This is a genomic window from Enterococcus sp. DIV0970a (assembly GCF_051711265.1).
Taxonomy (GTDB): domain Bacteria; phylum Bacillota; class Bacilli; order Lactobacillales; family Enterococcaceae; genus Enterococcus_D; species Enterococcus_D casseliflavus.
The window spans coordinates 388,564-413,027 of the sequence record NZ_JBIOMF010000001.1 but is presented as its reverse complement, the minus strand read 5'-3'; the positions used below and the strand labels follow the sequence as shown (position 1 = coordinate 413,027).

The following is a 24,464-nucleotide window of genomic DNA, read 5'->3' as shown; positions in this document are numbered from 1 at the left end:
CTTATTCTCCTTTTTGGTTATTGACTGAACCGCGAACGATCAGCTCCGGTTCAAAATAAAAGCGTTGCGCTTCTGTTGCCTTACCTGTAGTGATCCATTGTGCCGCCAATTCCCCCATCGCTTCTTTCGGGTGAGTCAGTGTGGTGATCGTCGGTGTGGACAAGGTGCTAAGGAGCGAGTCATCGTTACCCACGATCGAAAAATCAGTAGGAATGTTCTTCCCAGCAGCCGTCAATGCTTGAATCAAGCGATGCGCGATCTCATCGTTGTAACAAACGATGCCTGTGACTTGATTATCGGCAGCCGTCAAGCGCTGGATCGCTTGTTCAATAACGGCTTCTTTCGTCTCCGTCGTATACGTCAAGACGTCTTCTGCTGCAAACGTCCGCTTGGCTTGGGTCAATGCTTTGACAAACCCTTTCATCCGATATTTCCCTTGTAAGTCATCGATTTTCGTGATCATCATCAACTGCTGATGCTGTTGTTCTAATAAATAATTGGTTGCTAAAAAACCAGAACGTGTATCGTTGACACAAATATGCGGCAAGTCTAGTTCTTCATAATAGGCATTGATCATGACGAGAGGAATCCCGGCTTCTTGGAGGGCGACATAATAAGCAAGATTTGGGTTGTACTGGCTGCTCTTCGTTGGCTCAACGATCAACCCGTCTACCCCTTGATCCATCATTTGCTGCAAGCACGCTCTTTCTTGCTCATGGTCATTGTTGGTTGATCCTAGAAGCAGTGAATAGCCTTGCTCCCGCAATGTCTGCTCCACGCCGCGCATGATCGAAGGGAAAATATAATCAGACAAATAGGTCATGATGATCCCAATCGTTTTGCGGTTTTTATGATTGACAGTCTCAGGTTTTGAAACGTAGGTGCCTGAGCCCCGTTCTTTTCTTAAATAGCCTTCATTGACCAAAACAGCGATCGCTTGGCGCACCGTGTGACGGCTATAATGAAATTCTTCCTGTAAGGTTGCTTCTGAAGGGATCGCATCGCCTTCTTGATAGGTGCCTAAGCGGATCTTTTCTCTTAAGATATCCGCAAGTTGTTCGTACTTATTCGCCATTTTAATCCCATCTTTCAAAAGTTGTCCGTACATCTAAGATACCAAGAAACCGCTTCCGTGTCAATTGCTGCTATGGCTTTTTTTCTAAAAAAACCTAACGAAAAGAAGGTAAATGATAAATTACCCTTATTTTCATCAGAATAAAACGAATCGAAATGATATTTGTTGTATAATTGAATAAAATGTTGCTTATTACGTTTAAGGAGGTAAGTATTTTGACGAGAACACCTAATGAAACCTACGAGGAACCCATTATTTTGTATTCAAAAAAATATCGAGAAAATCGCAGACATGATGCCAGCTGTCGTTGGCTCATTACGAAAAAAGGCGTCTGGATAAACAACACCCATCCGAAAATCCCAGATGAAAAGATCCCCATGGCAAAAATTGCCGATGTGGAATTACATATAGGCAAAGGTCTCTTAGTGGACTACCTCCGACTGCAGGTACCAGGTAATTCTCAATTGCTCTATTTCACCAATCGAATCGATGCCCAAAAAGCCTATGAATTTTTAACGGATCATTTGGCAGCACTTGGTGGGCAATCAGCCAAAAGTTACGTGGATGAAGAGGCTGGAAAAATCAAATTACTTTCCTATCATTATCGTGATGCTTGGGTCATTTCAGAAGATACCCTCACAATCATCAATTACAAGAAGAAAGCGAAACAGGTTCTGCAGATTCCCCAAATCACCAGTGTCAATCTGAAAGAAGTTGCTGAATCAGGTCTTTGGAAAGGCAATGGCTTTTTAGAATTGTATATTGGCGGCGGAGCGATCAGAGAAACCCATTCCTTCAGACGAATGGAACCGAATCACTCTCTTTGCTTTGCCGAAAAAGACCTGGTGATTGCTCGGATCATACAGCGCTACCTCACCAACTTCCCTCGGGAGCGGTCGGTCCCGTTAACGAACCCATCGCCGCCAGCTGCGAAGCCGACGGAAGCGCTCATTGCTGAACTACGCGAACTAAAAGTGCTGGTCGACGAAGGAATTTTGACTGAAGAAGAATTTGCATTCAAGAAAAAACAACTGTTAGGATTATAGAAGCAATCACTTCGGAGAAAAAAGCCGCCCTCCTGCCATGAGAAGGCAGAGCTTTCGGTGAAGGGCTGTGCTTTTTTCCTGGGAAAATTTTGAACGGTTTTTTTAGAACATGCTATACTAAATGAAGAATACGTAGAGTATCTCAAAGGAGGTCTTTCTCATTTTTTCTTTTAATGACATCAAAGCACGTTTCCCCCAGGCAACGTTGCATGACAAAGTTGCCACAACGAAGGATATCGAATCCATCGCATTCGGCAAAAAATATATTTGGCTGCCAACTGACCAATTAAGTGACAGTGAAAAATTGCTGATCCAACTGGGAAACGGCTCTTTGCAACCAGAAATCGATAACCGAAACCATCCATGGTATCCGATTTTATTTGAACATCAGCCCGTTCAAGAGCCGGAGTGGATTCGCCTGCTGCAAGTTCATTTCACCCGAACCATCGACTCTTTGCAATCCGAATGGCTCGCAGAGATTCAGCAAATGCTCCCTAGCGTGGTGGATCTTTTTTTCCTCACCGAAGACCATGCAGTGATCGTAGAAAAACAAGATGGTGCCAATTTGCCCATCGAAGATCTCGACGGCTTATTCGTCGCTTTGGATATGGATTTCGACTGCTATTCTCAGCTGTTCGTCGGTCCCTTCCATCATCCGCGCCACGATTTCACTACCTTATGGGCAAGTGAGTCTACCCTGTTCAAAAATGAGTTAAAAACGAAAACCACCAGTAAAAGTATGGATCTGCCCAAAGTGGTCTTCTCTCTTTTTCGCAACGGCTTTTCCGAGTATATTTCCTTGTTTCGTACCTTATATCTAGATTGGTTTGAAGAAGAGACCGAAACGATCATTCAATCACTGTGGCGCAATCAAGGCAATGCAAGCTCCACAGCCAAAGAACTGTTCATGCATCGGAATTCTCTCCTATATAAGATCGATAAGTTTCAAACACTGACACGTTTAAATTTAAAAAATATGGATGATCTGCTGCTTTGCTATTTATTGATCGATCAGTTCACCCATCAGAGCAATTAAACAACATGCACAAGAAAACGTTTTTTTCTTGTGCATGTTTCCGTTGCACCTTCGAAGCGTTTTCATTTATGATGTTCATGTAAACTAAATGGAAAGAGGTAATCCCAATGGTAGAAATGGCCTTAAAAAATATCCACAAAAAATATGATAATAATGATGCGTATTCGGTAACTGATTTTAATTTAGATATCGCAGATCGCGAATTCATCGTTTTCGTTGGACCTTCTGGTTGCGGAAAATCAACAACGCTTCGAATGATCGCTGGTTTAGAAGATATTTCTGAAGGCGAATTGAGCATCGGTGGAAAAGTAATGAACGATGTGGCACCAAAAGACCGCGACATCGCGATGGTTTTCCAGAACTACGCATTGTATCCCCATATGACTGTTTTCAACAACATGGCATTTGGTTTGAAATTGCGTAAATACGACAAAGAAGAAATTAAAAAACGGGTAGAAAATGCCGCTGAGATCTTAGGATTGACAGAATACTTAGATCGTAAACCAGCTGCCCTTTCAGGTGGTCAGCGTCAACGGGTTGCCCTAGGCCGTGCCATCGTCCGTGATGCCAAAGTCTTCTTGATGGATGAGCCGTTGTCAAACTTAGATGCGAAATTGCGGGTTGCCATGCGTGCGGAAATCGCAAAATTACACCAACGTTTAGAAACAACGACGATCTATGTAACCCATGACCAAACAGAAGCGATGACCATGGCTGACCGGATCGTTATCATGAAAGATGGCTTCATTCAACAAATCGGTTCACCAAAAGAAGTCTACAACACACCGAAAAACATTTTCGTTGCCGGCTTTATCGGTTCACCAGCAATGAACTTCTTCAATGTTACGTTGAAAAACGGTATGATCTCTGATGGACAAAGCTTGAACTTACGTATTCCTGAAGGCAAGAACAAGATTCTTGTGGAAAAAGGGTACGAAGGCAAACAATTAGTCTTTGGTATTCGTCCAGAAGATATTCACAGTGAACAAATCGCATTGGAAGCTTCTCCTGAAGCAACTGTACGTGCCGAAGTAGTCGTATCTGAATTATTAGGTGCAGAAACGATGCTTTATACACGCGTAGGTGCGACTGAATTTATCTCGAAAGTTGATGCTCGTGACTTCCACCGTCCAGGTGAAACAGTTGATTTGGCTTTCAACATCAACAAAGCACACTTCTTCGACAAAGATTCAGAAAATGTCATCACACTTCCTTAATTTGTAGTTACCATGCACTGTTCTCGGATTTGCCCCCTAGGCAGTCGCATTTAACTAATATCCACTTTTATTCCTTATTTGTATCCCCTAAAAACAGACAGTCAGCAGACTGTCTGTTTTTGGGTTTCGTTGTGTTTCCTACGAAACGCTTAGTTACGAACGAGAAACCAGAAGCGGTGTAAGCAGCTCATTTCCCCCCTTCTACCGCCCACAGCCTCGATGCTTTAAGTACGTGAAACACTCGCCCATCACTTGCCTTTAGACAACATACGCGTGGTGTCAGCTTCGTCCTCTTCCCCCTCAACTTCTCTTTTGTTTGTCTATGATGCGATGTCCTAAACACGAGAAAACGAACCAACGGGCTTGCCACGCATTGCTGCTTAAGAGGGGCTTTCTTGGCTAGTGTAGGCAAAAAAGCACCACAAAAAGAGTAGTGCTTGTAGGGGATGACAAGCACTACTCTGGGGAGCCTATTCAACTGCTGACCACCTAGCTTTTTGCCAAGCTGCTGGTTAGCGATCGTTTTGCAAGAGGGTCAGGCTGTCTGCAAGGACAGCTTCGCCATCTAACAACTCGTAATCTGTTTCTTTGATCAATTTATAAGGCACCGCTTTGACCATGAGAAAGTCTTTCAATCGATTGACTTCGTACTTCGACTGCGGACCGATCAGCAAGGCATCGACAGTCTGCTGCTGCAGGATCTGTTCAGCAATGATGGCTGGTGCCGAATAGATATGCACGGCTAATCCTTTTTCATCTGCAGCTCGCTGCATATTTTTCACTAAGAGACCCGTAGTGATACCTGCGGTACAAATCAATAAAATCGTCTTTTGTGCTTGTTCCTCCATAAACAGGCCCTCCTACGATATTTTCTTTTTCTTATTGTAGATATCCAACACGACGGCCAGCAGCAAAATCAATCCTTTGATGGCTTGCTGCCAATCGACACCGACTCCTAAGATCGACATCCCATTGTTTAAGACACCCATCACGAGCCCACCAACGATCGCGCCCATCACAGTACCAATACCGCCTGAGGTGGAAGCACCGCCGAAATACACTGCGGCCATTGCATCTAATTCCATTGACGTTCCTGCTTGCGGGGTGGCTGCGTTCAACCGAGCGGCTAAAACCAAGCCCGCCAAAGCTGCCATCATCCCCATGTTCACGAAGACCCAGAAGGTGATTTTCTTCGTCTTGATCCCAGAAAGTTCGGCTGCTTTTTTGTTGCCGCCGGTTGCATAGATTTGACGACCAGCAACGGTTTTGTTAGTCAAAAAGCCATAAGCAGCCACGATCACCCCTAAGACGATCAAAATGATCGGATACCCTTGATAAGAGGCAAAGATATAGGTAGCGCCGAGAAATACGACCGCAGTAAAGACGGCTTTAAAGGCAAATGCTGCCATTGATTCCACTTCAAAAAGATTTTTTTTGCGACGCTCACGGGTCCGCCATTGGCCTAAAATCAGGATGCCCGTGATCACTACACCTAAAATCATGGAAAGTAAATGGATCTGACCGCCTGCAATATCTGGCAAATACCCAGTAGAAATTTGTTGGAATGCCTTGGGAAACGGCGCCAATGATTGACCACCTAAGACGACTTGGGTCAGTCCTCGAAACATCAGTAAACCAGACAAGGTCACGATAAATGCTGGGATACCGACATACGCGACCCAGAAGCCTTGCCAGGCACCGATCACTGCGCCCATCAGTAAGCAAAGAGGCACTGCCAGCCAAGGACTGATGCCGTTATTGACCATTAAGACGCCTGCAATCGCACCGACAAACGCCATCACGGACCCTACGGATAAATCAACGTGTCCTAACAAGACGACCAAGAGCATACCAGCTGCCAAAACGAGAATATGACTGTTTTGCAACACGAGGTTGGTGATATTCAGCGGCCGCCAGAAAATCCCGTCGGTCATGAGCTGAAAGGCCACCAGCAGCACTGCTAAGATAATGATCATACTGTATTTGCTAAAGATTTCCAGTGCCTTTTCTTTCAGCGAATGGCTGCGTTCTTTTTTTAATTTATTGGTTGTTTCCATCTCAAACCCCACTCTCTTCTAATGTCATTAGATTCATCAATCGTTCTTGGTCCGCCTCTTCCCGCAGGACCTCGCCAGTGAAGCGGCCTTCGTTCATCGTATAGATTCGGTCACACATGCCTAATAGTTCTGGCAGCTCCGAGGAGATGATGCAAATGGCTTTGCCAGCTGCTGCCATCTCTTCGATGATCGTATAGATTTCGTATTTCGCCCCGACATCGATCCCACGGGTCGGTTCATCTAAAAATAAGATGTCTGGTGTGGTCATCAGCCATTTTGCCAAAACGACTTTTTGCTGATTCCCGCCGCTCAAGCTGCCGACGTTTTGATAGATCGAATTGGTTTTCGTCCGCATTTTTTTGCGGAATTCTTCAGCCATCGTGACTTCTTTTTCTTTATCGATGACCCCTTGGCGGCTGATTTTGGCAAGACTAGCAATGGTGGTATTCTCGCGAATATCCATCAGCAGATTCAAACCCAGCGCTTTTCGATCTTCCGACACATAGGCTAACCCATTTTTGATGGCGGTTGGCACGTCTTTGACAGAAATCGGTTGGCCGTCTTTATAGACTTCCCCCGAAATCGAACTGCCGTAGGAATGACCGAAGACACTCATGGCAAACTCTGTCCGTCCCGCACCCATCAAACCGGCGATGCCGATGATCTCTCCTTTGCGGATCATCAAGTTCAAATTCTCATTCACCACACGGGTATGGTCGATTGGATGATGGACCGTCCAATTTTTGACTTCAAAAAACGGTTCACCAATAGTGGGGTTCCGCTCTGGGTAGCGATTGGTCAAATCTCGGCCAACCATGCCGCGAATGATGCGCTCTTCAGAGATTTCGGCACCACTCAGCGTCTCGATCGTTTGCCCGTCACGTAAAATCGTGATGCGATCCGCCACATTGACGATTTCATTCAACTTGTGGGAGATGATGATCGAGGTGATCCCTTGGTTGCGGAACTCTTTGATCAGCTCTAACAGATTGGCACTTTCTTCTTCATTCAACGCCGCGGTTGGCTCATCTAAAATCAACAATCGGACGGATTTTGAAAATGCTTTGGCAATTTCCACCAGCTGTTGATGCCCGACACCGATTTGTGAAACCAGCGTATTCGGGTCTAATTTCAAGCCAACAATCTTTAAGAGGTTGTCTGTTTTCTTTTCGGTCAGATCCCAATCAATGATGCCGTGTTTGGCTTGTTCGTTTCCTAGAAAGATATTTTCTTTGATCGACAGGTAAGGACTTAATGCTAACTCTTGATGAATAATAACGATTCCTTTGTCCTCACTGTCTCGCAAATCTTTGAACTTGCATAACTCCCCTTCATAATAGATCTCTCCGTCATAGCTGCCGTAAGGATAGAGTCCGCTTAAGACATTCATCAGCGTGGACTTGCCAGCGCCATTTTCTCCACACAGTGCGTGGATCTCTCCTCGCTCGATCGAGAGGTTGACGTTATCAAGGGCGCGAACCCCTGAAAACTCTTTGACGATGCCTTTCATCATCAAAATATTATCTGCCATGTTCTTTCACCCTTTTCCTTTTTATGTAAAAGTGGTGCGCTGCCTTTGTAAGAAAAGCGGAAAGAACGAATATTGGGGATGATTCGTTCTTCCCTACTGCTTTCGGGGAAACTAGTATCTTTTCTCGCTGGATCAGCGCTTCTTGCTTAAATGCCTAGCTCTTCTTCTGTATAGTAATCGGTATCGATCAGTTCTTCTTTGTAGTTGTCGCTATCCACAGAAACGGGATTTGACAAGTAGGTTGGTACGACTTTGACGCCATTGTCATAGGTTTCCGTATCGTTGACTGGCACTTCCTCGCCATTGGTGATGGCTTCGATCATTTCGATCGTGTTTTTCGCCAACACCCGTGTATCTTTGAAAATCGTTTGGGTCTGTTCGCCCGCGATGATCGATTTCACCCCTGCCACCGTCGCATCTTGACCGGTAATCACAGGTAGTGGTTTATCGGAAGAACCATAGCCAACGCCTTTAAGCGATGAAATGATTCCTAGGCTGATTGGATCATAAGGTGAAAGAACGGCATCCAATGTTTGATCCGTATAGTTGGCACTCAACAAGTTGTCCATCCGAGCTTGCGCAGTTGAACCATCCCAACGCAAAGTAGCGATTTGGTTGAAGTTGGTTTGACCAGAAGGAACGACTAGCTGTCCGCTGTCAAAGTATTGTTGGAAGACCGAAAGGACCCCATTATAATTGATCAGTGCATTGTTATCATCTGGAGAGCCGCCGAATAATTCAATGTTAAATGGTCCTTCACCGTCTTTGAGACCCAATTTGTCTTCAATATAAGACGCTTGCAGCACGCCGACTCCAAAATTATCAAAGGTGGCATAATAATCGACGTATTCCGAGTTCATCAGTAAACGGTCATAGGCGATGACTGTGATATCTTCGTTATGGGCTTTTTCCAACACGTCTGTCAGTGCCGAACCATCGATCGAGGCGATCACTAAAGTATCAACGCCTTTGGTGATCATATTCTCAATTTGTGCCACTTGGTTTTCTACTTTGTCTTCTCCATATTGCAGGTCAGTTTTATAGCCGAGCTTCTCTAATTCTTCTACCATGTTGTCGCCATCTGCGATCCACCGTTCTGCCGATTTGGTCGGCATCGCGATCCCAACAAATCCTTTGTCTCCGTCACCGTTTGCCCCGCTGTCTGATCCATTCCCACAAGCTGCTAACAATCCGCCAACCAATAAGGTGGATGCTAGGACGACCAATTTACCAAAAGTACCTTTCATTGTGATCCCTCCATGTCTTTTTCTTACATTCTCAGTATAGCCAGTTAAGGAATCGCTTACATTTAGATTTTTTCGAGGTTTCTTGGATTTCTTGAGAAAAAACGACTCAGTTGCCCCCATTTCTTTTCGTAATCTTGGATTTTTTAAGATTCCCTTGGTTTTTATTTGATTTGATATTTTGTGTAAAGCGCTTCCGTATTTTTTAGTAGAATAGACCATAGAGGTGAAAAAAATGAGGAATATAAAAATTGGGTTACTCCTTTGTTTGTGTTTGTCTTTCTTGGCTGGTTGCCAAGCAGTCAAAGAAACGACCGCTGAAACATCGGAAGAAAGTATCGTGATCGGTTTTTCTCAATCGGGAACAGAAAGCAGCTGGCGCAAGCGCCACACCGAATCGATTCGCACTGAATTAGAGAAGGAAGGCTATGAAGTGCTCTATCGTAACGGCTATATGAATCAAGAACGTCAGATTCAAGATATCCGCAGTTTTATCGTGTATCAAGTCGATGCCATCGTCTTTACCCCGATTCAGGAAAACAATTGGGAACCGATTTTGGAAGAAGCTGCGCAAGCGGGGATTCCCGTTTTCGTGGTGGACCGTCATGTCAACGTCAGCGATCCCTCCTTGTTTCTGACTCATATCGGGCCAAGCTTCAAAGCCGAGGGCAATCGTGCAGGTCTCTACGTCAGCAATTATTATAAAGAACATCAAAATGAAACGATCAATGTTTTAGAATTGACGGGACTGGATGCTACTTCTCCGACGTATTTGCGCTCAGAAGGGTTCCGAGAAACCATCAAGCGTGATTATGCCCACAACAATGTAACGATCCAAGTCAAAGATGAGCTAAATGGTGACTTCATTCGCCGCAAAGGCAAAGAAGTCATTGAACAATACATCGCAGAAGGCAAAATGGAGCAGATCGATGCCTTGTTCAGTCACAATGACGAGATGACTCTTGGCGCTCTTGAAGCCCTCGAAAAAACCGATATTGAGCCAGGGAAGGATTTGGTGATCGTATCGATCGATGCCCAAAAAGAAATGATCGACAAATTGAAGCAAGGGATCGTCAATTGTGTCGTTGAATGCAACCCAGATGCTGGTGTGTTCGTCAAAAATGCCATCTCGCGCTACTTGGCTCGCGGCGCCGATGCCATTCCTCGTGAAATCTATGTCCATGAAACAGTTTTTTCCAGTGATATGGACTTTGATCAGATTCCACCGAGAAATTATTGAGGAGATGAAGATGAAAACAAAAAGTATCAAGGGCATCTTCCAGCAGACCAACAAACTGATGATCCTCGTCGCCTTTATCCCCCTCGTAGTAAGCAGTGTCTTTTACTCGCGGCAGATTTTTATTTACCAAAACACCATCAACAATATTGAAGAAGCCAATCAATTATCGGAAAAAGTCGATGCCATTGTCTTGGAAGAAATGTGGGATTTAGTCTTTGGTCAAAAAACCGTCGCACAAGTTCAAGAAACCAATGTGATCGATGAACTAAGGAGCGATCTGCAGCACATTCAAGAAAATACCAGCACTGCCAAAGAACTCAATATTTTAGCAGTCGCCTTTCGGACGCTCGATTCTTTAGAAACCTATCAGCAACAGTTGATCGATAATATTCTCAACGATGAACCGGTGGAACAAAACCAATACGTCATGATCCAAGTGGATTCGGTGATCGATTTGCTATCCGATATTTTGCAGCAGTTTGTCGGAGTAGAGATCAGCTTAGCCAGCCAAACCAATCACGAACTGGTCCAATCCGTGTTGCTGCTGATCCTTTTTCAAGTCGTGTTACTTTTGATCATCTTTGCGATCATCAATAAAAACCGCCGCTTTGTTCGAGATAATCTGCAATACCCGCTGGATCGGTTGTTAGACCTTTCCAATGAACTATCCCAAGGACATTTGAGCTACCGAGCAGAACTGCCCGAAACCCCAGAGCTGCGGACTCTGACGAGTAGCTTGAATCGAATGGCAGATGACTTGACTCGGCTCTTGGAAGAAAATGCCTTGAAGCAGTATCACTTAGCCCAAAGTGAGGTGCGGGTCTTACAAGCCCAGATCACTCCACATTTCATCTATAATAGTTTAGATGCGATCGTTTCTTTGATCGAAGCTGCCCGTTACGAGCAAGCAACCGAAATGACTTATGCGCTGTCAGATTTTTTCCGCATCTCCTTAAGCAAAGGGCAAGACTGGATTCCGCTGGAAAAAGAATTGCGGCATGTGGACGATTACTTGAAGATTTTGCAGATCCGCTATGGCAGGATGCTGTCTTACACCATTGAAGATCAAACCGTCAGTCCAGAACTACAGGTTTTGAAAATGGTCCTGCAGCCCCTTGTTGAAAACGCCGTATATCATGGCACCAAGTTTGTCCGTCGTGTCGGCATGATTCGAATCACAGTGTCAGAATTGCCTCACCAGATTCAAATGACCATCAGTGACAACGGCGTTGGGATCGACCCTGAGCGTTTGCAGGAGATTCGTCGTAACCTTAAAGAAACCACTGATCCCGCCTCTGAGAGCGGCTATGGCCTATATAACGTCTATCGCCGTCTCCAGCTGAACTACGGCAGCGAAGCGCAACTGACGATCCACAGTCAATACCAAGAAGGCACCACGATTAACGTCACAGTACCAAAAAGGGAGGAACCCAACCATGTACAAAGTGTTCATAGTTGAAGATGAACATCTGATTCGCGATAGTTTGCGCCACCAAATCATGACTCTTGCCAAACAATACCCGATCGTTTATAGCGATGAAGCCGCAGATGGCGAATTGGCGCTGGCTTCGATCCTTGATCTGCGTCCTGATATTATTATCAGTGATATCAAAATGCCGTTTATGGACGGCTTGGTCTTTGCGAAAGAAGCCAAGAAATTATTGCCGCAAGTTCGCATTATTTTCGTTAGCGGCTTTGATGATTTTGACTATGCAAAAACGGCACTGCAGCTGCAAGCAGACGATTACTTGCTCAAGCCCATCAAAAACGAAGAATTAGAACAAGCCATCAAAACCGTCGTTCAACACTTAGATGAACAACAAGCCACTCATCAGCAATTATCCAAAGAAGACGATTTATTCGAAATGGAAATCAAAAAGAATCACTTTCTGAATCACCTCTTTAAACAAAAGATCACGATCTCAGAAGCCTTTTTGCAAGCAGAAGAACTGGGCCGGCGCTTTTCAGGCAAACAGTTTTGTGTGCTATTAGCAAAAACCCCCTTCAATCAAAGCTTTTCTGACTACACTCGCTTTAGCCAGCAGCTGACCAAAGCCTATGAACAAGATGATGCCGTCTTGTTCTCCAGTGTGTCCAGCCGCTTCATCAAGTTTTTGCTTTTTGACCATGACCGAGAACAAGTTTTAGAAAAAGCCTATCAGATCGCTCAAAGCCTCGTTCATGGTTCTGGGGAAGAAGTAGCAGTGGCGATCGGACCGGTAGCAGATCGCTTCTCGGGTATCTCTCTTTCTTATCAGAAAGCTCGTGACATGCTAAAAACCTATGGTAGCATCCGCAAGGAAAAAATCATCAGCTATGAAGACGACATTCGCGAAGGGGAACTATCCCCCACCAATCCTTTCAAAACCGACCTTGCTTCACGGCTGGCAAATGCTGGGAAACAGACGATCCCTGAGCTGATCGCTGAATTGATGGCGCCTCAAGGAACCGTTGAGCGAACGCAAATGTACCGTTTGTTCGTCTTAGTCGAACTGCTGGCATTGTTGAAGAAAAGAGACAGTCATTCGTTGCCCCAGATCGTTCAACACGCCCATGACTTAGACTATCTAGCGGCATTGACCCATGAGCCAGAGAACTATCAAACGACTCTGGCAGAACTGTTGCCATTATTAACCAAACAACCCATCAATCCTGCAATGGCGAAATATCAAAGCGTCATCAATCAAGCCAAAGCCTTTATTAGTGAGCACTTTTCTGATCCCAATATTTCCTTAAATGTAGTTGCTGAAAAAGTTCATTTGAGTCCAGCACATTTCAGCACCATCTTCTCGCAAGCCACTGATTCTACGTTTATCGAATACTTGACCGAGCAACGGTTGACCTTAGCTAAGGAACTGCTGTTAACGACCAATCTACGGCTATCTGAGATCGCCTTTGATGTTGGCTACAATGACCCAAATTATTTTTCCTTTTTGTTCAAGAAGAAAGAAAAAATCTCACCGAAAGAATACCGTCAAAAAAATGCCTAGATGAGTGAATGAATGGATGCAAAAAAAGAGTGAGGGACAGCAAAATCGTCCTCACTCTTTTTCATTTTCTACCTCATGCAGTTATTTCTTCTCCATAGCAGCTTTTAAAGCAGCTGCTAATGGGCTTTCTTGCGGTTCTTCTTGATTGATTTTGTTCATCAAGCGGCGTTCTTCGTGTTTCGACAGCTTTTTGCTGCGTTCCTTTTTATCCGCCATTTTTTCGGTGGTCCCATCGAATTTACAGCGGAAATAGGCGCCGTTTTTGCCTTCAATGATCTCCATCTTTCGGTGGCATTGCGGGCAGCGTCGGTTTGAAACTTTCGGGTCTTTCCGACGACGGTACTTGCAGGTGCCACTGGAGCAAACATAGATCTTGCCATCACGGGTATTTTTCTCCCGCAAGGGTTCACCGCATTCGGGACAACGTTTTTGGGTCAATGAGAAATCTTGGTACTTGCTTTCGCTTTGCTTGATTTCTTTGACCAGTTGTTTTGTGTCTGCTTCGATTTGTGCAAGGAAGGTTTGGGCAGAATAGGTGCCTTTCGCAATGGCTTCCAGTTCCTTCTCCCATTTTTCCGTCAATTCTGGTGTCACCAAGGATGGATTGACTAAGACTAACAGCTGCTTGCCTTTTGGCGATACTTGTAAGCCGCTTGGGGTCCGCTCCATCAGCTCAGATTTGATCAGCTTTTCAATGATCTCCGCACGGGTTGCCGGCGTACCGAGACTATGTTTTTCCATTTTACCTAAAAGAGTTCCTTCATTCAACGGTTTCGGTGGTGTGGTCAACTCTTTTTGGATGGTGAACTCAGGCTTGACGGTACTGCCTTTTTGCCAAGCTATGTCACTGGTTTCTTCTTCAGAAGTCGTTTTCCATCCCGCTTCTAACACGGTATTGCGGTTGAATACAAAGGTTTCTGAACCAAAGGTCACGGTCACTTTCTGCTGCTGCTTTTTATGGGGTTTCGCAAAGAGCATTAAGAAACGACTAACGATCATTTGATAGATCCGTTGTTCATCGGTAGTTAATTTTTCATAACGCGCCCGCTGTTCCGTTGGCAATAAGGCATGGTGATCGGTGACTTTTTTATCATTGAAGACAGCTTGCTGCACCACTTGTCCGCCATTTTTCAAGTATCCTTTGACTTCTGGGGCAAAATCCGCAACTGCCTGCAGGCGTTCCTTCATGGTTGCCTTCATATCATTGGTCAAATACTTGGAATCCGTCCTTGGGTAAGTGACGATTTTATGGGTTTCATACAAGCTTTGAACAAGCGACAAGGTCTTCTTGGCTGAAAACCCATAACGCTGATTGGCTTCTCGTTGGATCTCGGTCAAATCATAAGGCAATGGCGCGCTTTCTGTTTTGACCTTCTCTTCGATCGCTGTCACGCGACCATTTTGTTGACTCATTTGCTTGACCAATGCTTCGGCGTCGCTGCGTTCTTTTAGTTGATAGGGATTTTTTTGCTGCAGGTGGGCCTTGGCATCGCCTACGTTTAGGGTAATCACATGATAGGTTTGCGGACGGAAACTCTCGATCTGCATTTCCTGACTGCGCACCAAAGCTAAGGTAGGGGTTTGGACCCGACCCGCACTAAGATTGTCTTGATATTTGACCGTCAATGCCCGCGTGACATTCAATCCTACCAGCCAGTCGGCTTTTGCCCGCGCAAGGGCGGAGTAGTAAAGATTGTCGTAGTGCTTGGCTGACTGCAATTTTGCAAAGCCTTCTTTGATGGCTTTAGGGGTTTGCGAAGAAATCCACAAACGTTTGACTGGTTTGTCAAAACGAACCCACTCCAAAATCCAGCGAGCGACTAGCTCCCCTTCTCTTCCCGCATCGGTAGCGATCACGACTTCCCCGACATCTTTTCTTTGAGCCAGTTGTTTGATGGCTTTTAGTTGATGACCGGTTTTTGGTAACGGTTTGATCCCGATGGACTTAGGAATCATCGGTAACGTTTCCATCTGCCATGATGCCCACTCTTTGTTTAAATCTTCAGGCATTTTCAAGCCCAATAAATGACCAAGGGCCCAAGTAACGATCGCCTTGGGTCCTTCGTAATAATTTTTATGTTTTTGCTCACAGCCCAAAACTTTGCTGAGGTCTTTGGCAACGCTTGGCTTTTCCGCTAGAATTAGTTGTTTCATAAAAATCTTTCCTGCTTTCATCGACGACTTGCTGATATTCTTTAAGCAATGCCAGTCCAATATATTGTTGGAGGTAATCGTCGCATTCTTCGCACCAGCGTTCGTCTTCTTCATTCCAAAAAGCCGTCATAAAGTTTGATTTTGCATTTATGTACGAATACTCTTCTCTGATTTCTTGCCATTTTTGTTCATAAAATGACTGCGCCTCGCTGAAAGTTGCAAATGTGAACGCCTCTTGAATATCTGACTGCCATCCCTCAAAAAACCACCACGGTTCATTGTCCCCATACATGACTACTACTTGATACATTCCATTGCTCCTTTCACGATTCCTTCCTCATATTAGTCACTTTTACTTAAACTTGCAAGGAATAAGTTTCAGCATTTAAACATTGCTTTAAAAATTCATTAAACCCTCGTTTTTTTGTACGATTTATCGGTTGTTTAAGATTACATCATTTCTATGCCCCTATAGTCTAGCATAGATGTTTCCTATTGTGAATATAACATCAAAAGATTAAAAAAATATCAAACAAGATTTATTTTAACCTCGTAAAAAAAATTTGTCTGCGATGGATATGCTACAATAATGACAACCACGAAATTGCCAGGAGGTGCCCCATGTATCTCGAACAAATCACTTTTCCCGATCAAGAGACCGAGTTTGATTTTTTCCTTTCCATCAAACGAACCGTTTATGATTCTTACTACCCTTTTCAGATTCTCAGTGCCCGCCTTTTTCAGCAGATCGATTTTGAACCGGTCACGATCTTATATGGCGGCAATGGTTCTGGCAAAACCACCGCATTGAACGTGATTGCCGAAAAGATCCACGCGCAGCGCTTTGCTGCGTATAATCGCTCGAATTTTTTCGAGGACTACTTAGCCTACTGTACTACTGGCAGCATCGACGAACCGCAAGAAAAAGTACTTTTGACCAGCGATGATGTCTTTGATTACATGCTGGCTATTCGAAACTTGAATCAAGGGATCGATCATCGCCGAGAAGAAGTATTCCAAGAATACTACCAAGCAAAGTATGCAGACTTTCGTTTCACGGGTTTTGACGATTACCATGAATTGAAGAAAATCAATCTTGCACAATCTAACACACAGTCCAAATTCACCCGTAAGCACTTGATCGACAATGTCCGAGAATATTCCAATGGTGAAAGTGCCTTTCGCTTCTTTCAAGAAAAGATTCGTCCCAACAGCCTTTACTTATTAGATGAACCAGAAAATTCTCTTTCTGCTGAGCGTCAGCTGGAACTGGTGCAGTTACTGGAAGATTTTGTTCGCTATGAACAGTGTCAGTTCATTATTGCTACCCATAGTCCTTTCGTTTTGTCTTTAAAGGAAGCCAAAATCTATGATTTGGATCAAACGCCCGTCGATGTTCGGAAGTGGACCCAGTTAGCTAGTGTCCAGCAGTATTACCGCTTTTTTCAAGCACACCAAGCCGAATTTGATGATCGATCATGAGCCAAGCAACCCAGTTTCCGTCAAAGATTTCTTTTGGCGGCTTTTTTTCCGCCACACTCACACAAAGACCAAAATCAAATTGATCAGAGCAATAAAGAAGGCGATAACTCCCGCAATCTTGCCCCACTTGACTTCTGCTTGATTATACTGATCGGAATGCCCCGCAATTTGAGAGGACAAAAAGTAGAACTTTTTAAAAACAAGCAAATACCCGGCTAAACCCAATAGTACGGCTAAGGCAAGATGGTTGATTTGGCTTGAAACGACCTGAGCCTGATGAAGCATCACCACCCCTACGACACTAACGACAAACCCCGATTTCATGAGATTGGCTTTGGTACGATTCATGCTCCTCCTTGTATATTAGAGTTAGGGTTTTAACCTTCCGGTTTTGATTGGATAACCCTATGAACCATCGTTATTTTAATTTGGTATTAACTCATTCATTTTGAGATAATATATTTATTGGATTGAGAGGCTATGCCGTTGCCTCCTTGAGTTTTGAAGCTCGTAATCGAAAGACTGGCACCTCTCTCTGATAAGTGGATTACGTATGAGTTAGATGTTGAAAGTTTTTGCTTTACTCCGTATCTCGTACAAGGTAGTGACGCTTTTCAGTTGAGCGGGTTTCAATCCAAAATATTTTTTTAGAAAGGTCAAATGTATGTACTTCTTAGGAATTGATATCGGCAAGCGAACTCACGTGGCTTCTTTAATGAGTGAAGAAGGTAAAGTGATCCTAAAAGGTTTTTCTTTCCCTAACACTACTGAAGGAGCTGATTCCCTGATTGAGCGGCTTTCAAAATATTCAGAGACTCCCGCTGACTTTATTGTCGGAATGGAAGCTACGGGTCATTATTGGCTCTCCATCTTTTCATACCTCCACGAATCAGACTTTTTGATTCACGTTGTGAATCCTCTTCAAACCGATGGCTGGCGCAAAGGAACAGAAATCAGAAAACGAAAAAATGATATTATTGATTCTGTTTTGATTGCTGACTTGATGCGTTATGGTTCCTTTGTAGAAACAGTATTGTCTGATGAAAATGTTTTTTCGTTAAAACAACTTTCACGTTACCGAACCTATTTAGTAGGTACCGCAAGCGACTTCAAACGAAAAATCATAGCTGTACTAGATCAAGTGTTTCCTGAATATGCATCAATTTTTTCTAAACAAGGTATTTTCGGAAAAGCGTCTAAAGAGTTATTGCTTGAGTTTAGTTCTCCTATAGAGCTAGAAGAAATTTCGGCAGAAACGTTGGCTCAATACTTAGCTGAGTTAAGCAGGAACCGAATAAAGCCAGAGAAAGCAGATCAATTGAAGCAAGCAGCTTCTAACTCCTTTGGAGTGAAATTTGCTCAAGAAGCTTTTACATTTCAATTACGCTCCATGATTGAACAATTGAAATTCATCGAAAGCCAAGTAAAAGAAACTGAAAAAGAAATTAAGCGCATAATGAGTAATTTAGACTCTGTTATTCTCACAATCCCTGGAATCGGCCCTATAAATGGCGCGACAATTCTTGGTGAAATTGGAGACATTCGCAAATTTTCTAATCCGAAAAAACTGGTTGCTTATGCTGGCATAGACGCGTCTGTGTCCCAATCTGGGCAATACGAAGCAACACATAATGTTATGAGCAAGCGTGGATCTCCATACTTACGAAAAGCCTTGTTTTCAGCTGCTCTAGTTGCTTCTCAATGTGATCCTGTTTTTCGCGCGTTTTATCAGAAAAAAATTTCTGAGGGAAAGCATCATCTGACGGCCTTAGGTGCTGTTTCTCGTAAGCTTTGTTATGTGATTCATGCTATTTTAACTAAAAATGAACCTTATAAGATTGTTTCCGATTAGCTATTGAACAATCAAAAAAATCTAATAGTGAAAGGTCTATTTGTTGTACTCATTTTTTGGACTTAACTGTTATAAAATATTTTTTTGATTTAGCTAATTTTCACTTGACTCTATATAGTTAGTCTTTCTTTTAAAAATGCCAATGCATCAAAAAAATTCATTTTCTACCTAAATTATAGCATAATTTGACTAAAAAAATAAAATCCAAGAACTCGTAAACGAATGTTCTTGGATTTTTATCAATCGAAAAAGATGATTACTTGCTGGCTAATCACCACCAGCAAAAATTTCTTCTTTATTATAAATCGGTGTATGTTTTTTCAAGTCTTCAAGGGTTCCTACTTGTCTCCCTTTGGAGTAAAAACCATCTAACAAGCCTAAAGATTGGAAAATCGTTTGCTTATAGGCAATTTCCGCATTCCATTCCGTGGTATCTAGTATTTGCAAAGCTTTATGGATTGCTTCGATGCCAGATGCTCCTGGCGCACTGATCAGTACCCCATGACTGTTGAGGAGTAACATATTCGGTAAGGCAAGTTGTTCTTTTTTCATATAATCAGAAACTAATTCTGCTAATTCTGGTGAGCAATTAGGTTCAAAGTCTAGTACAGGAATATAGCCAATTTTTTGGGTCGCTTCCGTTAAGTTAGGCATATCCAATCCGGCGGTTGCCCAAAACATTGAGTGAGGAGAATGGGCATGTAAGACTGCTTTTATCGCTGGATTCGTATCATAAACCGCTTCGTGTAAGTTGATTTCTCGTGTCAGCTGTCCTACCCCATCAATCACCTTTCTCGTATGAGGCTCAACGACTAAAATCTGGGCTGGTGAGACTTCTCCTAAATAGGCTTCTGACATCATAGTTGGTGTCATAATAATGTATTCTTTTCCAGTTTCATCGGTTGTTTTAAAAGAAAAATTACCGCCTGCAACATTTGTATTCTTCCTGGTAAAAATCAATTTTACGATTCGTGCTAAATCTTCCCGTTCTCTTTCAAAAATCATCCGTCCATCTGACATATTCAAGACCACCTTTTTTATTTTTCAAACGTTTTGTTGCGTAAGATTGTTTGAACAGCTTCTCTTACTTTTGCTGCTTCTTCCTCTTTTTTCTTTTTCCGTTCATCATATTCTTTAAAAAGTACTGGACTGCCATATTTATACACACAGACTGCTAGACCAATCGCTACGACATTAAATAGGTACTGTTGTGTCACCAAAGCTAAGAGATAGCAGCCAATTGCTAGAAAAAGAAGCAATTGCCATTTTATTTTTTCGCTCTTTCCCATTCCTGTCGCCCTTTCCTTTTTGAAAATATTAGCCATTCGTCGCACGCACTTGCGTCGATTGGGTCCCTTGTTCTTCATATCTTTGACTTGGTACCTTTACCTTACTCATATATTTATACAACCAGACAAACATTGCGATAAACACAACGGAACCGACGATACCCAAGATATTTCCTTTAAACGCTTCTGCAAATAAAATTCGAAATTCTGGTCCTTCGATCGAAGACCAAGTGATTTGCTGCCCTTTTTGTATTCCTTCTACTGCGCCGGTTCGATCTGCTAAGCCCGTTAAGATCGGCGTCAAATACGTAGCTGCATATAGATAGATTGGCATCGAAATAACCCCCATGATCAGCATACGAACCAAGTTTCCGCCGGTAAGCAATAATCCACCTACTGCGATCGAATAGTTAATGATTCCTGCTAAAGGCAACACAGCATTTCCTGGCAAGATGATGGCATAGCCAATAAATACAGGTACCAACAAGATAGCAGTGACCCAAATCTCAGAGCGACCAGCTAATACAGGCCAATCTAACCCAATGTAAACTTCCCGATCTTTAAAGCGTTTTTTCATCATTTCCGACATTGCATCAGCAAGTGGTGAAAGGGACTGCATAAACATTTTTGAGATCATTGGGAACAAAGCCATTGCCGTCGCGATTTGAATAGCTAAATTCAATGAACCTGACACGCCATAGGCTGCGGCTAACCCCAAGCCTAAGCCTATGAGAAAGCCCATCACCGAATTTTCAGAGAAGATGCCGATTTTCTTTTTTAAGGCTTTGGTATCGGCACGTCGATTAAAGAAAGGAATTTTATCCATAATCACATTGATTGGTAGTAAAAGTACTGCTGAAATATTCATCAAGTGGGTCACTGTTACTAAAGGAATACCAGTCAAGTCCTCAATGTGGCGTTGGAACATATCCCCCATCTTAAGTTCCAAGATAACCTGTACGACGGCGGTGATAAACCCAGCAAGTAAACTCCCACTGATAAAGTAGACTAGATAGGCAGTCAGCGCTTTGCCCCATACATTCCACATATCAACATTCAACGTCTTGGTCCAGTTCAAAATCAACATGACAAAATTCACACCAAGAACGACGGCAAAGAAAACAAATGCATAAGACCATGACCAGGTGATACTTGCTGCTCCTGTCCAACCTAAATCTAGCGCAGGCAAGTTCAAGCCAGTATTTTTCGCCAATGCTTCGGAAGCTGGACTAACTGCATTTGACATAAAGCCGATGACCATCGACATCCCAGTAAAAGCAATACCTAACGTGATCGCAGACATAAAGGCTTTTTTGAATTTCATCCCTGCAACCAAGCCTAGGATTAAAATGATTAGCGGCACAAAAATAGCGGAACCTAAACCTAAAATATAATTGATAATGTCTTGAAATACTTGCATTTTTTTCACTTCTTTCTTTTGATAGGATGTTTTGTGCTAGCCAATCAATTCTTTGATTTCTTCATAAATCGTATCCATACCCATACCTGTAAGAAACGGAATTCCAGCAAAAACGTGTACACCTAGCTCAGCCGCTTTTTCCAATACTTCATCATCTGGCTGTGCAACATACACATAAATTCCTGTCGACGGCAATTCGTTTTGGATCGACTTGTAATCAACTGCTTCAACGGGGAAATCGATCCCGTCATCTTCAAGCATCCCAGCAATTTTACTTGCGATCGTTTGACTTGTTGCAACGCCACTTCCACATGCTACGATCAATCTTCTTTTCATCTTGAATCCCTCCAAAAATTTTATTTTGTATACTGTGTAACTAATTGATAAATTGCCTGTACTTCTTGTGTCCCAATGAATGCCTTTACAAATCCTTCATCCATAAATAATGCCATTAACGATTGCAGTAAGCCGACTTGCTCTTTTGGTTCTTTGATCCCTAGAAAAAAGAGATTCTTGACCTGCATTTCTTGACTGTCACCCATTTGCTTCATCTTCACCTCGTTTTTCAGACGCACGATCGCTATAAAAGGCTTTTCGACATACGCTGGTTCTGAATGAGGCAAGCCAATATTCAAATACTGTGTAATCAGCCCAGTTGGAAAGGCTTGTTCTCTTGCTAGTAATCCTTCTACATACTGTTCATTCACAAAACCTTGTTCCTGTAATCGTTTGGCTATCTCTTCAAATAGTTCTTTCAAATCCTCTCCTTCCACGTCGAGAAAAATCAGCCTTTCATCAAACATGCTCGTATAGCCCACCTATTCTTCCTCCTTGTTCAACTTTAATGATAAATATTGTTAAACTTTGTTACAATGTGTTTTACAATGTAAATATACAATAGTTAATTTTTCTTGTCAACGCTTTCTTTTCGTATTTTTTCCAAACTAATTACTTTTATCGATACATAAAATTATCAAACTTTAACAAAGATGAACATTTATCCTTGCTTTTTCCAAAAGTAAATGCTATTAATTAATGTATAAAGAAGACAGTTGAAAAAGAAACTTAAAAAAATCGTTAATCAACCAGAGGTGAAACTATGTTAAAGAAAGAACGGCAAGAAAAAATTCTAGCGCTAGTGAATCAGCACGATTACTTATCCATTGCAGAAATAGCCAAAACATTAGACGTTTCCGATATGACCATTCGTAGAGATATTACAGAGTTAGCGAATCAATCTTTATTGGTAAAAATCTATGGTGGCGCCCAAAAACTCGAAAAAATCGAACACGAGCTTTCTACTCAAGAAAAAATCGATACGAATGTTGCTGAAAAAAAATTCATCGGAAAAGTGATGAACAGTATCATTTCAGACAACGATACTATCTATATCGGTGCTGGAACTACGATGCTTCACGCTTTACCTGAACTAAAAAAAGCAAACTTATTCGTGATCACAAATAGTTTGCTTGCTTTTAATTATTTGATTTACAACACAGACTATCGCGTCTTATTGACAGGCGGAGAATTTTCCCGCACGACGGAAGAATTTTATGGGGAAACGGCAGAGAAGAGTTTTGAAAATCTAAATATCGATATCGCTTTTGCTGCTACAAATGGGATCTTTGAAAATAATATCACCACTGCGAATCTTGTTGAAGGTTCGATTCAACGAGTCGCTTTCAAGCATTCCCGCAAAAAATGCATCGTTGCGGATAGTTCCAAGTTTAATCGCTCCGACGTTTACACCTTTTACTCACTTTCAGATATCGACTATTTGATCACTGATGATAAACTTTCTGAGACTACTTTTGAGTATTATCGCTCCTTTACAGAGATCCTCAAGGAGGAACAAAAATGATTTTAACCATCACAATGAACCCTTCCATGGACTACAACTATTTGGTTCCTTCGTTGAAATTGGATCAAGTAAATCGGGTAGATAACCCACATACATCAATTGGGGGAAAAGGTATCAATGCTGGCAGAGTCATCGCACAATCTGGGGAAGACGTTTTATTGACAGGTATTTTAGGTGGACCTGTAGGCAAAACGATCCTTGATTCTTTACTAGCCGAAGAACGTTATGTATTGGATTTCCTAACCATCGATGGTAATTCTCGCAATGCGATCACGATCATGCATGACGGTAACACCCATACAGAGCTAGTAGAAAAAGGACTTTATCTATCGGAGAAAAACGAACAACTTTTTTACCAACACCTTGCAGCATTAATTGAACAACATCCCATCACGGTCGTCTGTATTTCTGGATCAGTAAATTCTGATAATGGGCATTTTCACGATCAATTGCTTCAATTCATCCGTAAGACATTAGGTGAGCAGGTACCAATCCTCATGGATATAGCAGGTGAACAACTAAAAAATTGTTTGACTCAAACGAATGCTCGTCCGAATTTTATTAAACCGAATCAACAGGAATTGGAAGAACTAATAGGTCAAAAATTACATTCATCTCAAGACATTTTCTCTGTCTTAGAGAGCACTCTTTTCGAAGGAATCGACACCGTCATGGTATCTCAAGGCGGCGATGGGGCAATCGTTAAACATCAGTCGACTTTTTATAAGATTGAGATTCCTAAAATCGCCATCGTTAATACGACTGGCTGTGGCGATTCAACTGTTGGTGGCATGGCTGTTGCATTGAATAAACAGTATCCAATGGAACAAGCATTGACCTATTCGATGGCTTGTGGCATGTCTAATGCGCTTTCGAAAACAAACGGTACGATCGATCCTGCACAAGTCGCTGCATTTAGCGAACAGATCCACCTTTTCAAGATCAAAGAATAATCGGCTACCTATTTTTT

Annotated in this window: 23 protein-coding genes; 10 read left to right on the top strand and 13 right to left on the bottom strand. The window is 42.8% G+C overall.

Features of this window, described 5'->3' with window-relative positions:
- Position 1 precedes the first annotated feature (1 nt).
- Positions 2 to 1,108, bottom strand: coding sequence for a GntR family transcriptional regulator (locus IGK14_RS01975; RefSeq protein WP_438711520.1), 1,107 nt, complete (start codon positions 1,106 to 1,108; stop codon positions 2 to 4).
- A gap of 149 nt (positions 1,109 to 1,257) precedes the next feature.
- Here IGK14_RS01975 and IGK14_RS01970 point away from each other — a divergent pair, with 149 nt between their 5' ends.
- From IGK14_RS01970 to IGK14_RS01960, 3 genes are all read left to right on the top strand, one after another.
- Positions 1,258 to 2,121, top strand: a complete 864-nt coding sequence (locus IGK14_RS01970; RefSeq protein WP_034695318.1) for an SHOCT domain-containing protein — start codon at positions 1,258 to 1,260, stop codon at positions 2,119 to 2,121.
- Between the two features lie 205 nt (positions 2,122 to 2,326).
- On the top strand, positions 2,327 to 3,157 hold the full coding sequence (locus tag IGK14_RS01965; RefSeq protein ID WP_010748709.1) for a helix-turn-helix domain-containing protein: 831 nt from the start codon (positions 2,327 to 2,329) through the stop codon (positions 3,155 to 3,157).
- Positions 3,158 to 3,264: 107 nt separating this feature from the next.
- A complete protein-coding gene (locus tag IGK14_RS01960) occupies positions 3,265 to 4,374 on the top strand; it encodes an ABC transporter ATP-binding protein (protein WP_005227260.1) in 1,110 nt (369 codons plus the stop codon).
- A gap of 512 nt (positions 4,375 to 4,886) precedes the next feature.
- Here IGK14_RS01960 and IGK14_RS01955 read toward each other — a convergent pair.
- The 4 genes from IGK14_RS01955 to chvE form a co-directional block, all read right to left on the bottom strand.
- A complete protein-coding gene (locus tag IGK14_RS01955) occupies positions 4,887 to 5,222 on the bottom strand; it encodes a PTS sugar transporter subunit IIB (protein WP_010748708.1) in 336 nt (111 codons plus the stop codon).
- Between the two features lie 12 nt (positions 5,223 to 5,234).
- The gene (gene mmsB / locus IGK14_RS01950) at positions 5,235 to 6,431 is read right to left on the bottom strand and encodes a multiple monosaccharide ABC transporter permease (RefSeq protein ID WP_005227258.1); all 1,197 of its coding nucleotides are present in this window, start codon (positions 6,429 to 6,431) and stop codon (positions 5,235 to 5,237) included.
- Between the two features lies 1 nt (position 6,432).
- Entirely contained in the window at positions 6,433 to 7,962 is a 1,530-nt protein-coding gene (gene mmsA / locus IGK14_RS01945) for a multiple monosaccharide ABC transporter ATP-binding protein (protein ID WP_005231476.1), read from the bottom strand.
- A 146-nt stretch (positions 7,963 to 8,108) separates the two neighbouring features.
- Positions 8,109 to 9,209 (bottom strand): multiple monosaccharide ABC transporter substrate-binding protein, encoded by a 1,101-nt coding sequence (chvE, locus tag IGK14_RS01940; protein WP_005231478.1) that lies wholly within the window; start codon positions 9,207 to 9,209, stop codon positions 8,109 to 8,111.
- Positions 9,210 to 9,441: 232 nt separating this feature from the next.
- Between chvE and IGK14_RS01935 the strand changes: the two genes are divergently transcribed.
- The 3 genes from IGK14_RS01935 to IGK14_RS01925 are packed head-to-tail and all read left to right on the top strand — an operon-like array spanning position 9,442 to position 13,436.
- On the top strand, positions 9,442 to 10,446 hold the full coding sequence (locus IGK14_RS01935; protein WP_010748707.1) for an ABC transporter substrate-binding protein: 1,005 nt from the start codon (positions 9,442 to 9,444) through the stop codon (positions 10,444 to 10,446).
- A 10-nt stretch (positions 10,447 to 10,456) separates the two neighbouring features.
- A complete protein-coding gene (locus IGK14_RS01930) occupies positions 10,457 to 11,905 on the top strand; it encodes a sensor histidine kinase (protein ID WP_010748706.1) in 1,449 nt (482 codons plus the stop codon).
- Positions 11,883 to 13,436 (top strand): response regulator, encoded by a 1,554-nt coding sequence (locus IGK14_RS01925; protein WP_010748705.1) that lies wholly within the window; start codon positions 11,883 to 11,885, stop codon positions 13,434 to 13,436. The genes IGK14_RS01930 and IGK14_RS01925 overlap by 23 nt, the downstream gene beginning before the upstream one ends.
- A gap of 81 nt (positions 13,437 to 13,517) precedes the next feature.
- Here IGK14_RS01925 and IGK14_RS01920 read toward each other — a convergent pair whose 3' ends face one another.
- Positions 13,518 to 15,590 carry a DNA topoisomerase III gene (locus IGK14_RS01920; RefSeq protein WP_438711517.1) on the bottom strand — a complete coding sequence of 691 codons (2,073 nt, stop codon included), beginning with the start codon at positions 15,588 to 15,590 and terminating at the stop codon, positions 13,518 to 13,520.
- Complete coding sequence (locus tag IGK14_RS01915) at positions 15,523 to 15,900, bottom strand: DUF1033 family protein (RefSeq protein ID WP_005227251.1); 378 nt, start codon at positions 15,898 to 15,900, stop codon at positions 15,523 to 15,525. The genes IGK14_RS01920 and IGK14_RS01915 overlap by 68 nt, the downstream gene beginning before the upstream one ends.
- Before the next feature lie 311 nt (positions 15,901 to 16,211).
- Here IGK14_RS01915 and IGK14_RS01910 point away from each other — a divergent pair, with 311 nt between their 5' ends.
- Complete coding sequence (locus IGK14_RS01910; RefSeq protein WP_010748704.1) at positions 16,212 to 17,072, top strand: AAA family ATPase; 861 nt, start codon at positions 16,212 to 16,214, stop codon at positions 17,070 to 17,072.
- Positions 17,073 to 17,129: 57 nt separating this feature from the next.
- Here IGK14_RS01910 and IGK14_RS01905 read toward each other — a convergent pair whose 3' ends face one another.
- The gene (locus IGK14_RS01905; protein ID WP_010748703.1) at positions 17,130 to 17,420 is read right to left on the bottom strand and encodes a hypothetical protein; all 291 of its coding nucleotides are present in this window, start codon (positions 17,418 to 17,420) and stop codon (positions 17,130 to 17,132) included.
- 316 nt (positions 17,421 to 17,736) lie between these two features.
- On the opposite strand from IGK14_RS01905, the gene IGK14_RS01900 reads away from it, so the two are divergent.
- Positions 17,737 to 18,924, top strand: coding sequence for an IS110 family transposase (locus IGK14_RS01900; protein ID WP_010748508.1), 1,188 nt, complete (start codon positions 17,737 to 17,739; stop codon positions 18,922 to 18,924).
- Positions 18,925 to 19,191: 267 nt separating this feature from the next.
- Here IGK14_RS01900 and IGK14_RS01895 read toward each other — a convergent pair whose 3' ends face one another.
- Genes IGK14_RS01895 through IGK14_RS01875 form a run of 5 tightly spaced genes read right to left on the bottom strand, consistent with a single transcriptional unit; the run spans position 19,192 to position 22,451 of the window.
- Complete coding sequence (locus IGK14_RS01895; RefSeq protein ID WP_010748701.1) at positions 19,192 to 19,944, bottom strand: class II aldolase/adducin family protein; 753 nt, start codon at positions 19,942 to 19,944, stop codon at positions 19,192 to 19,194.
- A 17-nt stretch (positions 19,945 to 19,961) separates the two neighbouring features.
- The gene (locus IGK14_RS01890; RefSeq protein WP_008376154.1) at positions 19,962 to 20,213 is read right to left on the bottom strand and encodes a hypothetical protein; all 252 of its coding nucleotides are present in this window, start codon (positions 20,211 to 20,213) and stop codon (positions 19,962 to 19,964) included.
- Positions 20,214 to 20,241: 28 nt separating this feature from the next.
- Positions 20,242 to 21,633: a PTS galactitol transporter subunit IIC gene (locus tag IGK14_RS01885; protein ID WP_010748700.1), complete on the bottom strand. Its 1,392-nt coding sequence runs from the start codon at positions 21,631 to 21,633 to the stop codon at positions 20,242 to 20,244.
- A 36-nt stretch (positions 21,634 to 21,669) separates the two neighbouring features.
- On the bottom strand, positions 21,670 to 21,969 hold the full coding sequence (locus IGK14_RS01880) for a PTS sugar transporter subunit IIB (RefSeq protein WP_005227245.1): 300 nt from the start codon (positions 21,967 to 21,969) through the stop codon (positions 21,670 to 21,672).
- A 20-nt stretch (positions 21,970 to 21,989) separates the two neighbouring features.
- The gene (locus IGK14_RS01875) at positions 21,990 to 22,451 is read right to left on the bottom strand and encodes a PTS sugar transporter subunit IIA (RefSeq protein WP_005227244.1); all 462 of its coding nucleotides are present in this window, start codon (positions 22,449 to 22,451) and stop codon (positions 21,990 to 21,992) included.
- A gap of 281 nt (positions 22,452 to 22,732) precedes the next feature.
- Here IGK14_RS01875 and IGK14_RS01870 point away from each other — a divergent pair, with 281 nt between their 5' ends.
- Positions 22,733 to 23,494: a DeoR/GlpR family DNA-binding transcription regulator gene (locus tag IGK14_RS01870; protein WP_005227243.1), complete on the top strand. Its 762-nt coding sequence runs from the start codon at positions 22,733 to 22,735 to the stop codon at positions 23,492 to 23,494.
- Positions 23,491 to 24,447: a 1-phosphofructokinase family hexose kinase gene (locus IGK14_RS01865; RefSeq protein ID WP_010748699.1), complete on the top strand. Its 957-nt coding sequence runs from the start codon at positions 23,491 to 23,493 to the stop codon at positions 24,445 to 24,447. Before IGK14_RS01870 ends, IGK14_RS01865 begins: the two co-directional genes overlap by 4 nt.
- Positions 24,448 to 24,464: the final 17 nt, after the last annotated feature.